This window comes from Nocardiopsis coralli, assembly GCF_014892575.1.
GTDB classification, from domain to species: domain Bacteria; phylum Actinomycetota; class Actinomycetes; order Streptosporangiales; family Streptosporangiaceae; genus Nocardiopsis; species Nocardiopsis coralli.
Genome location: NZ_JADBGI010000041.1, coordinates 15,413 through 27,932, shown reverse-complemented (window position 1 = coordinate 27,932; position 12,520 = coordinate 15,413). Strand labels below are relative to the sequence as shown.

Annotated in this window: 9 protein-coding genes; 3 read left to right on the top strand and 6 right to left on the bottom strand. The window is 71.5% G+C overall.

The window, feature by feature from the left end; genetic code table 11:
* Nucleotides 1–274: 274 nt before the first annotated feature.
* The 3 genes from IDM40_RS27070 (at nucleotide 275) to IDM40_RS28740 (ending at nucleotide 6,476) form a co-directional block, all read left to right on the top strand.
* Entirely contained in the window at nucleotides 275–1,267 is a 993-nt protein-coding gene (locus tag IDM40_RS27070) for a hypothetical protein (protein ID WP_193124920.1), read from the top strand.
* A gap of 273 nt (nucleotides 1,268–1,540) precedes the next feature.
* A complete protein-coding gene (locus IDM40_RS27065; protein ID WP_193124919.1) occupies nucleotides 1,541–3,817 on the top strand; it encodes a serine/threonine-protein kinase in 2,277 nt (758 codons plus the stop codon).
* Nucleotides 3,818–4,007: 190 nt separating this feature from the next.
* Nucleotides 4,008–6,476: a serine/threonine-protein kinase gene (locus IDM40_RS28740; RefSeq protein WP_193124918.1), complete on the top strand. Its 2,469-nt coding sequence runs from the start codon at nucleotides 4,008–4,010 to the stop codon at nucleotides 6,474–6,476.
* 111 nt (nucleotides 6,477–6,587) lie between these two features.
* Here IDM40_RS28740 and IDM40_RS27055 read toward each other — a convergent pair whose 3' ends face one another.
* The 6 genes from IDM40_RS27055 to IDM40_RS27030 all read right to left on the bottom strand — a co-directional run bounded on the left by IDM40_RS27055 (nucleotide 6,588) and on the right by IDM40_RS27030 (nucleotide 12,455).
* Nucleotides 6,588–7,601: a sigma-70 family RNA polymerase sigma factor gene (locus IDM40_RS27055; protein ID WP_193124917.1), complete on the bottom strand. Its 1,014-nt coding sequence runs from the start codon at nucleotides 7,599–7,601 to the stop codon at nucleotides 6,588–6,590.
* Between the two features lie 91 nt (nucleotides 7,602–7,692).
* Nucleotides 7,693–8,094: a VOC family protein gene (locus IDM40_RS27050; protein WP_193124916.1), complete on the bottom strand. Its 402-nt coding sequence runs from the start codon at nucleotides 8,092–8,094 to the stop codon at nucleotides 7,693–7,695.
* A gap of 120 nt (nucleotides 8,095–8,214) precedes the next feature.
* On the bottom strand, nucleotides 8,215–8,598 hold the full coding sequence (locus IDM40_RS27045) for a VOC family protein (RefSeq protein WP_193124915.1): 384 nt from the start codon (nucleotides 8,596–8,598) through the stop codon (nucleotides 8,215–8,217).
* 475 nt (nucleotides 8,599–9,073) lie between these two features.
* Nucleotides 9,074–10,006 (bottom strand): type II secretion system F family protein, encoded by a 933-nt coding sequence (locus tag IDM40_RS27040; protein WP_407940052.1) that lies wholly within the window; start codon nucleotides 10,004–10,006, stop codon nucleotides 9,074–9,076.
* Between the two features lie 13 nt (nucleotides 10,007–10,019).
* Nucleotides 10,020–10,970, bottom strand: coding sequence for a type II secretion system F family protein (locus IDM40_RS27035; protein ID WP_193124913.1), 951 nt, complete (start codon nucleotides 10,968–10,970; stop codon nucleotides 10,020–10,022).
* A 57-nt stretch (nucleotides 10,971–11,027) separates the two neighbouring features.
* Nucleotides 11,028–12,455 carry a CpaF family protein gene (locus IDM40_RS27030; protein ID WP_235997986.1) on the bottom strand — a complete coding sequence of 476 codons (1,428 nt, stop codon included), beginning with the start codon at nucleotides 12,453–12,455 and terminating at the stop codon, nucleotides 11,028–11,030.
* Between the last annotated feature and the right edge of the window lie 65 nt (nucleotides 12,456–12,520).

Sequence of the window (12,520 nt, the reverse complement as noted above, 5' to 3'; positions counted from 1 at the left end):
CAGGCGCTGCGCCGGTGGCAGCCCGCGGACTCGCCCCTGAGGGACCTGCTCGCCGAGCGGCCCGAGTCGCCCGACCACACCGATTTCCTCCTGGCCTGGACCATCGCGCACATGGGTCCGGAGTTGTCGCCGGTCTACCGCGAGCTGGACATGAGCATCGACAGCCTGATCGACGGCGACGGGCGCCTGGCCCCCTGGGTCGGCAGGGTCGAGGGGCTGCGGGCCAAGGTCACCGCCGGGCTCCTGGACCCCATGAGCGCNGACCATCGCGCACATGGGTCCGGAGTTGTCGCCGGTCTACCGCGAGCTGGACATGAGCATCGACAGCCTGATCGACGGCGACGGGCGCCTGGCCCCCTGGGTCGGCAGGGTCGAGGGGCTGCGGGCCAAGGTCACCGCCGGGCTCCTGGACCCCATGAGCGCGCACCACTGCACCGACCCGGACGGGCACGGGTGCGTTCCGGGGCGCCCGTGTGAGCGGTATGCCGGTGTGGCGGAGAGCGTGCGCGAGGTGAACGAGGTCGTCGAGGCGTACCGGGCCTGGTCCCTCGAGGTCTCTTCGCTCTACACCGATGACCGGTTGGTCTTCGACGTTGACGTCCTCGAAGTGTTGAACGAGGAGGACCCAGATCATCGAGAACGGACCGTCGGGGAGATGATGGAGCTGGTGACCGAACGGTTGCCGCAAGGACGGATCGCCGCTCTGGCGGCCGAAGCCGTCCGGAAGGCACCTGAGGAGCGCCGTCTCGACGTCGCACTCGTGCTCTTCCACGGACACGACTATCTGCTACGTCTGCAGCAGAGTCGGCGTGACCTCAGTGCATTCGCCCACACTTCGGACCATGGCAGGAAGCGGCGGCACGCTCTCAGAGAGATCGACCAGAAGATCGCTGAGCAGCAGCAGAAGGACGCTTTCGGCGGGGGAAGCTTTGCCCTCTTCAGTGCCGGTGCGGGGTGCTTCGTACTGCTTGTTCCGTGGGCATCCGTGAGTGGTCTCGGCCCGCTGGCGTTGATGTTCGTGCTGTTGGGTTTTGTCCTGTGTTGCGCTTCGTTGGTGCCTGTCGCGGACAAGCATGGGGAGATCGCCTCACTGCGAGCGCAGCGGAGCGAGGTGCCCTCGGATGGAGAATCCATGAGTCCCTCCGGTTTTGACGGTAGCCGCCATAGTCCGGAGGAGGCCTACCGTCTCCTCGAGCAGGCGGAGGCGCGCTTGCCGGAAGTGGCTGCGCCCGGATCCCCGTACATGCCGGATCGTCCTGGCCGCTGACCCTTGGCCCGGGGCGGTCGCGGGCGGAGGGATCCGGACCACGAGGCCGGTGCGGCGTGCGTGACTCGTGGCGTGCACCTGCTGGGTGTGCGGGTGGGCGTCAGGCCGCCGGCGGGCCGCGCTCGACCACGTTCCCGTGGCCGGACCTGGCCACACGGGCGGCGTTGCGCAGTGCGTATCCGTACGGAGCGCTGATTCCTGAGCCGCCGCTCGGTACGATCGCTGTGCCCCGGTCCTCCCAGCCCGGCCGGGGCCACCCCCGATCCCCCCGTCATGCTGGAGGCACCACAAGTGGTCGATGTCGGTTCCGTCATGGGTGGCTACACCCTGATGCGCGAGCTCGGGAAAGGCGGGTTCGGCACGGTCTTCCTGGGTGAGGACCCCCGCGGTGGTCTGGGCGCGGTCAAGGTCATGCACGCCCACCACACCCACGACGACGACTTCCGCGAACGCTTCGCGCGCGAGATCGACCTGGTCAGGCAGGTCTCGTCCTTCTGCACCGCGCGTGTGCTCGGGGCCGACCCGCACGGCTCCCCGCCCTGGGTGATCACCGAGTACGTCGCCGGGCGCACCCTGGCGCGTGTCATCGCCGAAGAGGGGCCCTACGAGGAGAGCGCCCTGTACCGGCTGGCGGTCTCCACGGCGACTGCGCTGGCGGCGATCCATGCGGTGGGTGTGGTGCACCGTGATTTCAAGCCGGAGAACATCATGGTCGCGCCGGACGGGGCGCGGGTGATCGATTTCGGCATCGCCCGGGCGTTGGAAGGGACCCGTGCTTCGGCGAGCGCGCTGATCGGTACACCCCGGTACATGGCGCCGGAGCAGTTGGAGGGCGAGGACGTCACCACGGCCATCGATCTGTTCGCGTGGGGTGCGGTGATCGTCTTCGCCGCCACCGGTGCCGATGCCTTCGCCGGGCCGTCGCAGGCGTCGGTGATGCGGCGGGTTCTGATGGACGAGCCGGATCTGGAGGGGGTTCCGGAGAGTCTGCGCACGGTCGTGAGCCGGTGCCTGGCCAAGGATCCGGCCGAGCGGCCGAGTTCGCGGGCGTTGCTGGGTTGGTTGCTGGGCTACGAGGACCTCGGCGGGGGTGCGCCGCACGGGACCGGCGCCGGCGGAGGCGCCGGGGAGGTCACCGGGACCACCGAAGTTCTCGATCACGGGGCCGTGCTGAGCCACGGCGAAGGTGTGGGGACCGGGCGGATCTCGCTGCCGCCACGGGGGCGCGGCGAACCCGACACGGACGCGAGCGCGGACCCGGACGCGGGTGCCGGGGATGCCCGAGGCGGTGCCGGCGTGCGGTCCACGCCCGTGCCGGCGGCGGATTCGGGTGTGCGGCCCTTCGTCTTCCAGGGGCGCGAGTACGACGACCCGTTCGCGTTGGCTGAGGCGATGCAGATGGATTGGGGCGGGGCGAGGGCGGTCCTGGAGTCGGCGCCCCAGCGGCAGGCGCTGCGCCGGTGGCAGCCCGCGGACTCGCCCCTGCGGGAGCTGTTGGCCGAGAAGCCCGAGTCGCCTGAGCACACAGAGGCCCTGGTGGTCTGGGCCATCGCGTACATGGGGCCGGAATTGTCGCCGGTCTACCGCGAGCTGGACATGAGCTTCGACAACGTGGTCGACGGTGACGGACGTCTTGCCCCGTGGGTCGGCAGGGTCGAGGGGCTGCGGGCCAAGATCGCCTCCGGGCTTCTGGACCCGATGAGCATGCACCACTGCACCGATCCGGGCGGGCACGGGTGTGTTCCCGGGCGCCCGTGTGAGCGGTACACCGAAGTGGCCGACAGTGTGCGTGAGGTGTCCGAGGTCGTCGAGGCGTATCGGGCCTGGTCCGTGGAGGCCTCTTCGCTCTACACGGACGACCGGCTGGTCTTCGACATTGACGTCCTCGAAGTGTTGAACGAGGAGGCCCCAGATCATCGAGAGCGGACGGTCGAGGAGCTGGTGGAGCTGGCGACCATGAAGTTGCCGCGCGGCCCGACTGCTGTGGCCGTGGCTGACGCTGTGCAGAGTGCCCCGGAGGAGCGGCGCGGGCTTGTCGCGGCCGTGCTCGCTGCAGGCCATGCACCGCTGAGCCGATTCAAGCAAGCCAGGATCGATCTCCGCTCCCTTTCCGGGCGTGCAGCTCAGGACGAGAGGAACCAGCGTTCGATCCGGCGGATCAACAAGGAGATCGCCGAGCTCGAACAGAAGTCCGCCTTCGGTGGGGCCAGCTTCGTCCAGATCGGGATCGCGGCCGTGTGCCTGCTGATTTTGGCTCCAGCATCCTTGGATGCCGAGATGGCTGGTCTGATGGTGGTGTGCATTCTGGCAGCGGTGGTCCTGACGGTGACCTCGTTCGTGCCGACCTTGAACAAGAGCTCCGAGATCAGCGAACTCCGCGAGCGGCGGAGCCGCCTGGCCTCGGTCCGCGCGCCCGCCGACCTCCCCGGTTTCGACGCCAGCCGTCACGGCCCCGAGGAGGGCTTGCGCGTCCTCGAGAAAGCGGAGGCGCGGCTCCCGGAGGTGGCCGCGCCCGGCTCCCCGTACATGTCGGAGGGCCCCGCGCGCTGACGGGCGCCGGTGGATCCGAGCCCGGCCGTACGGCAGGCGGTCCCGGTGTCGTTGCGGGTGTGCGGCCCGAGAACACGAAGCGGGTGCGGAGTGAGTAATTCGTGTCCGTCCATGACGTTTGCGCGGGGCCAGGATCGGTACGTTCGCACACGCACTCCGGCACACCGACGCGCGGAAGAAGCCGACCCCCATGGCCCCTCCTTCCATCCCCGCCTCCCTCCGCATCGGTCCCCTCGAGGCCGCCGATCCTGCCAAGGTCGGCGGTCACCGACTGGTCGGCCGCCTCGGCACCGGGGCGATGGGCACCGTGTACGCGGCGCTGGCGCCGGACGGTTCGCGCCGTGCCCTCGAACTCGCCCACCGCGAGTGGGACCCGGCAGCGCAGGAACCTCCGGTGCCCGAGCCGGGCGCGCACCTGCTGGGCGCGCGGGCGAGCGGGCGGCACGGCGGACGTCCCTGGGCCGCGCTCGAGCACGTTCCCGGCCCCGACCTGGCCACGTGGGTGGAGGAGCGCGGTGCGTTGTCGGACGGCGCGCTGCTCTGCCTGGCCGCGGGGGTCGCCGACGCGCTGGCGCGGGTGCACGCCGCGGGCACGGTGCACGGCGACGTCGAACCGCGCACCGTTCTCATGGCGCCCGATGGTCCGCGGGTCAGGGACTTCGGGGTGGCCCGCGGCATCGACGACTCCGCGCCCGCGCGGGTGGCGGGCGCGCCCGGGTGGTTGGCGCCGGAACGGTACGCGGGGGCGCCGCCCGAGCCGGCCTCCGACGTGTTCGCGTGGGCGTGTGTGGTGGTGCTGGGGGCGTCCGGGGCCGAGCCGTTCGGGAGCGAGGGGACCCTCGCCGAGCTGGAGGAACGCGCCCGCCTGAACCGTGTGGAACTGTCCGACGTGCCCGTGCCGCTGCGTCCGGTGCTGCGGCGGGCGCTGTCGGTGGACCCGGGGGAGCGGCCCACGGCGCGGTCGGCGGCCCAGGCGTGCCTGCGGGCTCTGGAACGGGGTGTGGGCGGTGCGGGGGAGACGCGGGGGCCGGGTGAAGAACGCGGGGGGTTTCGGGCGCCCGGGAAAGCCGATGGGGTCGGGCGGAGAAGTGGGGAGAACGGGGGCGGGGATTCGGGCACGTGGGAGGCGTCGGACGGGCCGGGGGATCTGTGTTCCGACGCAGGTGAGGAAGGCGGGGGCGCGCCCTCGGTGCTGGTTGTGGAAGGGGAACACGCGGCCCCGCATGAGGTACCCCGTTCCGAATTGGATGGGGGTCGGGAAAAAGGCGGGGCGCCCCCGGGTGCGGAAGCCGGTCGCCGCCGGTGGTTGAAGCGTGAACGGTCTTTTCTGTTCCGCGGAGAGGAAGACCGGGGAAGGCGAGAGGGGCCATCCCGGGGCGGGCTTCCCGGGAAAAGGGGACTGGGATCCCTTTTCGGAAAGGTCCGGCTCGGGCGTGGCCCTGGAGAATCCCCGGGAGAAGGGCGGCGCGGGGTTCCGGAGGACCCCGGGAAGGACGGCGGCCGGGGCTCGGGGGAGACCGGCTCCGGAAGCGGGCCCGGAAGCGGGACGGGGTCCGGAAGCGGGATCGGATCGGGAACCGGAAGAGGGCCCGGCGAGGGCGTCGGCGACCGGGGCGACGGTGGCGACAGGGACACCTCACGCTTACGCCCGTTCCTCGACCGCCTCTGGCCGGAGGTGCAGGGCGACGATGACGATGCCGCCTGGAACGCCGACCCGCCGCGACGGTCGGGACGCCTGCGCCGGTTCTTCGGCGGAGGCGACGGGGCCGCCTCGGTCGCCGCGCTCGTGGCCGGGGTGCTCGTGGCGCTCGCCGCTACCGCCGGCGGGGGCGCGTTCCTGCTCGACGCACTCGGCCCGGACGAGCCCGAACACCAGCACCCCAGTTCCTTCGGGGAGGACCTGCTCGTACGCGCACGCGACACCGTGCTCGGCGCCGACGCGTTCGAACTCACCGTGCTCACCCACGGAGGCAACGGGTCCGGGCCGCGCCAGAGCACACGCACGCGCGGACCCACCGTCTACGACCGGGTCCGGTACCAGGCCGAGCCGGAGGAGGTGCTGCGCTGGAACAGCACGGTCGGCGGGGGCGGTCCCACGAGCGACCGCATGTGGTGGGACGGGCGGCTGCTGGACGCCGGTGGGACCTCGGCGGGCGGGGATCCGGCGTCCTGGGCCGAGCCGCCCGACCCCGGCGAGGCCGACGCGCACACGCCCGAGGTGGTGACGGAGCCGCTGCGGTCCGCGATCGAGGACGGCCGCGTCATCGGGTACCGGGAGGCGGACTACGTTCCGTCCGAACCCGCCGAGGACGCCTACGCCCACCTGGCCGACGGGCAGCCGGCGGGGGAGCGGGACGCGCTGTGGGTCGAGGGCGAGTTCGCCACGACCGACAACCCGGCAGCGGAACCGGCGGTGTTCACACTGGTCACAACGGCAGAAGGTGTGCCGCTCGCGTTCTCGTGGGAGGAGCAGACCCACTTCCACCTGCGCCCGACGTCGTCGCGGCTTTCCCCCGAGGACCTGGGCACGGGCGAGGAGGAGTACCCGCGGTGGTGGTACACGGAGTACACGTTCGTCTCGTTCGACGCGGAGGTGGACCTGCCCGTGCCCGACCCGGACGAGGTGCGGGCGAGCGAGCACCCCGACGGCGGACAGTGAACACACCGGGAAGCCACCGGCGATCAGGGCAGCCGGCAGGCACCGCACATCCCGCCCCACTGCCCGGTCGCGAGCGCGTCCGGGACGGAACCGGGGGATCGGCGTGCCCCGTCACCGCGCGGAAGAGCGGTCCAGGGCGTCAGGCAGGCCGAAGAGCGGGAACAGGCTGGTGTCGAAGAAGACCGCGCAGCGGCTGACGCCCTCGGGGGACAGCTCCAGGACGTGGAGGCCGAAGGACCGGTACCCGCCGTCCTCCGCGCGCATGTACATGCCGAAGGCGGGCTGACCGTTGGCCGAGGTCGGCTCCATCGCCAGGTCGCCCGGGGCCGAGGCAGGGCAGTGCGCGGCGATGAGACGGACGATGTGCTCGGCACCGCGTACCCAGGTGGCGAACGGAGGCATCTCGAAGGAGGCCTCCGCGGTGAAGAGTTCGGTGAGCGCGGAGATGTCGTAGGCCTCGAAAGCGCAGACGTAGCGGGTGAGAGTCTCGAGCTGGTCGGCGCGTGGTTCGGGAACGGTCTCCTCGTCCGGGGTGACCCGGTCGAGCTGGGCGCGGGCACGCTGAAGCAGGCTGTTCACCGCCGGGACCGAGGTGTCCAGGGTCTGGGCGACCTCGGCGGCGCTGAAGCGCAGCACGTCGCGCAGGATCAGCACGGCGCGCTGCCGCGGCTGGAGGTACTGGAGGGAGGCGACCAGAGCGAGCCGCACGCTCTCCCGCGTGGTCACCACCGTCCCGGGGTCGTCGGCGCCGTCCCCGACACCGCCCAGGGTGTCCGGCATCGGTTCGAGCCAGGGCACCTCGGGCCGGTCGGCGAGGGCGCCCTCGGGCGCGTCGGTGGGGCCGCCGAGCCCGGTCGGCAGGGGTCGGCGGCCGCGTTTGTCCAAGGCGGTCAGGCAGACCGTGGTGGCGATCCGGTGGAGCCAGGTGCGCAGGCTGGAGCGGCCCTCGAAGCGGTCGTAGCCCTTCCAGGCGCGCAGGTAGATCTCCTGGACCTGGTCCTCGGCGTCGTGCGCCGAACCGAGCATGCGGTAGCAGTGCGCGTACAGCTCCCCGCGGTAGGGGGCCACGAGCCGTTCGAAGTCCCGGTCGGCCGCGTCGGCCACATGTTCCATCACGAGCGTCACGCTACGCCTCCCCAGTGACAGGGCCCCCTTGCTCGGGCCCAAACCTTTGCCAACACTCCGGGCGGGCCGTCTCCGCCCGCCCGGGCACTGGTCAGGAGACGGGGGCCTCGCCGGACTCCATGGCTGCGAGGTGCTCCTCGCTGAGCTGGATGATCTGCACGTAGTTGCCGTCGGGGTCCTGGGCCGTGGCGAACAGGCTGCCGTCGCGGTCCTCCAGCGGGGACACCCACGCGGTGCCGACCTCGTCCATGCGGGCGGACACGGCGCGTGCATCGCCCACGTCGAAGTTGAGGATGACGCGGGTGGGGTCCGAGGCCTCGGACCCGACGTCGTCGCGCCGGTCGATCATCAGGTAGAAGGTGCCGAACCGCAGCACCCGGTAGTTGTCCATGGTCTCGTTCCCGGCGGGGTCGAGTACGGCGGCGTACCAGTCGCGCAGGCGGTCGGGGTCGGTACTGGCGAGCAGCATGCTGTCGAGCACGGGGCGCTTCATGGTGTCCTCCTTGTGGGGCCGGTTCTGTGTTCCGCACCCGTACAGACCCGGCCGGGCCCGGGAACTCATCGGGCGGGCACCGGTTTTTTCCGGGTGCGGTACTTTCCCCGGGTACGGTGCTCACTCCTGGATGAGTGCGATGTTGTTGCCCGCAGGGTCGGCGAACCAGGCGACGAAGGGCTTCCCGTCGCGGACGACCCCCTTCTCGTCGTGGGTGAAGGCCTCGTAGCGGAGCATGGTGACCCCCCGGGCGACGAGCCCGTCCACCGCGGCGTCGATGTCGTCGACGGTGATGTTGAGGACGGTGAACACCGCGGGCACGTGGTCGGGCTTGGGATAGACGAGGATGCCCCGGTCGTTGCCGAGGTCGATCTCCAGCAGACCGTGCTCCTCCATACCGGGCACGTCCTTGATGTCCAGGCCGAGGGTGTAGCGGTAGAAGGTCCGGGCGGTCTCGGTGTCGGGCACCGCGAAGGATGCGAAGGCCCGGGTCGTGTCGAACATGGTGTCCTCCGATGTCGGGCTGCGCGGCGGGTGTGCCGCTCTCACCCCGTACCGACCCGGGCCGGGTTGGGAAATCATCGCCCCGTGCGGGCGAAACCGGGTCGATCATCGTGTTCGGATCCGCGCGCGGGTGCTCGTCGAGGCTTCACCGTGTGTTCGCGGGACCTTCGCCGGGGGCTGCCACCATCACAGGTGTCCGGACTCGCGGACGGACAACACCGGGGTGCCGGGCTGGGACGGAACCCGGCCACCTCGGTGCCCCTGCGCCACGGCCCCCAGAGGACCGGCCCCGAAGGGGCCACGTCCCGAGACCACGTGTCGATATCGGCCGCCGTCGGCGGCCCGGACACGTGCCTCGCCCGCGTGCTCCGGGGACGTCGCGTGTCATGCCATTGCACGAGCATGTGGAGCGGGGGGGGCTCGGCGCCCCGACCCCGGTGCAAGCCGGGGCCGGCACCTCCGGTGCCCGGCCGGGTCACCCGCCGAGGATCACCCCGAGGTCGACCTCGGTCCCGATGAACATCGACCCGACCACCAGGATCAACAGCCCCGGCAGCAGCGTCACCGCGGTCACCATCGTCACGCGCGGGTTCAGCCGCTGCGCCTTGCGCCGCATGTACTGCGCGTCCGCCCGGCGCATGTCCTGGCTGATGTCCACGAGGGTCTGGCTCAGCGGCGAACCGAGCTCCTCCGCCTGCTGGATCGCGGTGACGAACTTGCTCAGCGCCTCGTTCCGGTTGCGGCGGCGCAGCATCTCGAACGCCTCCCGCCGCGACGTACCCAGCTCCATCTGCTGCAGCGCCAACTTGAACTCCTCCGAGAGCACCCCCGGCATGGAGTCCGCGACCCGCCCGACCGCGGCCCGGAACGACATGCCCGCGCTCACCGTCACCGCGAGCACGTCCAGGAAGTCCGGCAACTGCGACTGCACCTTGTCGGCCCGCTCCTGCGCCTGCACGTACAGGTTCAGGTCGGTCATGAAGATGAACGCGAGCACCACCACGCCCAGGAACACCTGGCCGGACAGCAGCATCAGCAGCCCCACGCCGCCGTAGAGCACGATCTCGCCGGTCCGGCGCTGCACGTAACGCTCCACCGTGAGCCCGTCGGGGCGCCCGGCCGCCTCGATGCGTTCGGACACCGACCGGCGTCGGCGCTCACCGAAGGAGTTGAGCACCGACGGCGCCAACGGACGCCCGAGCGCCTCGGTGATCCGGTGCAGCACGAAGACCCCGTCCGAGGAACGCTGCGAACGCGGCGCCGCCCCGATCGTGGGCCCCTCCACCGTCACCTGCGTGCGCGAGAGCAGCAGGGTGACCGCGTAGGCGGCCAGCAGCACCACCCCCGCGGCGGCCACGGCCAGCCCCAGGGGGACCGCCATGGCGGGGAGCTGCGACATCGACACCATGTTCCACCTGCCCCTACAGCTCGAACCGGGTGATCCGGTTGACCAGAACGAACCCCAGCGTGAACAGCGCCGCCACCACCAGCAGCACCGCGATCCCGGCCGGGGTGGTCGTCATGACACGCATGATCCCGGGCTCGATCGCGTTGATGAGGAAGACCGCACCCACCGACATCGCACCGAGCGCCCACACCGTGCTCGTGGTCTCGCTCAGGGTCGTGCGTACCTCGCGCCGCGTCTCCTTGCGGTTCTCCAGGGTCGAGGAGATGTTGCGCAGCGCCGTGACCAGCGAACCACCCGAACGCGAGGAGACCACCAGCGTCGCCAGCAGCACCCCCAGCTCACGCGAGGGCATGCGCTGGCGCAGCTCCGCGACGGCCTCCTCGAAACTCGCGCCGAGCTTCATCGACTCGGCCATGCGCGCCAGCTCCTCCCCGGCGGGCCCGTCCAGCTCCTCGGCGGCCATCGCCACGGCGGTCGGCAGCGCCAGCCCGGCCGAGGTCGCGTTGCCCAGCACCCGCGCCAGGTCGGGGAGCTGGGCGGTGAACTCCTCACGCCGCTTGGCCTCGGCACGGTTGAGGTACGAGAAGAACAGGAACGCGACCCCCGCCGCGGCCAGGAGCCCGAAGAACGGCGCCAGCACCTGCCACACCACCACGACCGCGAGCAGCGCCCCCGCCGACAGCGCCACCACGAACGTGGACAGCCGCACGTCCGCGCCCGAGCGTGCGATCCGCCGGTGCAGGCGCGCCCCCCACTGCGTGCGGAACAGCGCCACCTCCAGCCTGGCCATCGGGGTGGCGGCCTCCCGCTCGGCCCGGTCCAGGGCGCTGCGTTCGGCGATCATCCGCCGCTGCTGCGTGCCGGAGACCAGCTCCCACACCGCCCACAACGCCACGACCAGCACAAGAGCCACGGCGGCGAGGATCGCCACCAGGCGCCAGTCGGCCAGTGTCTCCCAGTTCACCGGGGGTTCCGTCCTTCCTACGGGGGATGCGGGGGATGCCGGGGTGCCGGACCAGGGTCAGCGCGGGGGGCGCCCGGGGTCCTGCAGGGGCGGGGAACCGGGCGGGTAGGTCTGGCCGGGACCGCGCGGAACGTACCCGTCACCGCCGGCGGCCTGCCCGGACCCCTGCGTCGGGGCCTCCCGCTCGGCGACCACACCGAAGGCCGCGGGCACCGCCTCACCCACGTGGTAGATGCGCCCGGCGATGTGGCGCGGCAGCGGGGCGTGCCGGAAGACCCCCTCCACGTTCCGGTTCGGCCCGATCGGCTCGGCCTCGAACCGCAACACCGTGTCCAGCCGGAACTCCTCGCGGCGTTTGGAGGAGACCACCGCGATCTCCTCCACCCGCCGCGACCCGTCCGGCCACCGGCCCAGGTGCACGATCGCGTCGACGGCGTTGTTGATCTGGTCGCGCAGCGCGTCGTAGGGCACCAACCCCTCGCCCATCGTCGCAAGCGTCTGCAACCGGTGGATCGCGTCGTCGGCGGAGTTGGCGTGCACCGTCACCAGCGAACCGTCGTGGCCGGTGTTCATCGCCTGCAGCATGTCGATGGTCTCGGGCCCGCGCACCTCACCGACGATGATGCGGTCCGGGCGCATCCGCAGGGCGTTGCGCACCAGGTCCCGGATCTGGATCGCGCCCTGACCCTCGATGTTGGGCGGACGCGACTCCAGACGCACCACGTGGTCCTGCATCAACTGCAGCTCCGCGGAGTCCTCGATGGTCACGATGCGCTCGTCGGGCGGCACGAACGCCGACAGCGCGTTCAGGAACGTCGTCTTCCCGCTGCCGGTCCCGCCCGAGACCACGACGTTGAACCGGGACCGCACCATCGCCGCCAACAGGATCCCCGTCGCCGAGTCCAGGCTGCCCATGCGCACCAGGTCCTCGATCGGGTACGGCTTCGGGAACCGCCGGATCGTCAGCACCGGCCCCGACAGCGACAGCGGCGGGATGATGACGTTGACACGCTCGCCGCTGGGCAGGCGCGCGTCCACCATGGGGGAGGACTCGTCCACGCGGCGGTTCACCATCGACACGATCCGGTCGATGGTCTGGTACAGCTGGTCCTCGCCGTTGAAGCTCGCGTCCACGCGCTGCATGCGGCCGTCGCGTTCGATGAAGACGTTGTCGGGGCCGTTGACCATGATCTCGGTGACGGTCTCGTCGGCCAGCAGCGGCTCGAGCACCCCCAGCCCCAGCGCCTCGTCCACCACCCGGCGGATCAGCACCGAGCGTTCGCGTTCGCCCAGCACCGGGCCCTCGCGGGTGAGGATGTGCCCGACCACCTTCTCCAGGCGCACCCGGCGCTGCGCGAGGGTGAGGCGGGTGAGGTCCTCCAGGTTGATCTCGGCGAGCAGCCGGCGCCGCCAGTGCGTGACACTGCCGCGGTCGGCACGCCCCTCCGAGGCGCGGTCCTCCTCCAGGCGGTCCTTGAGCCCCATCGTCATCCCCCTCGTTCGGTGTCGTCGGTGCGGGCGGTCGTCCGGGCGCCGGTGCCGTTCTCCCC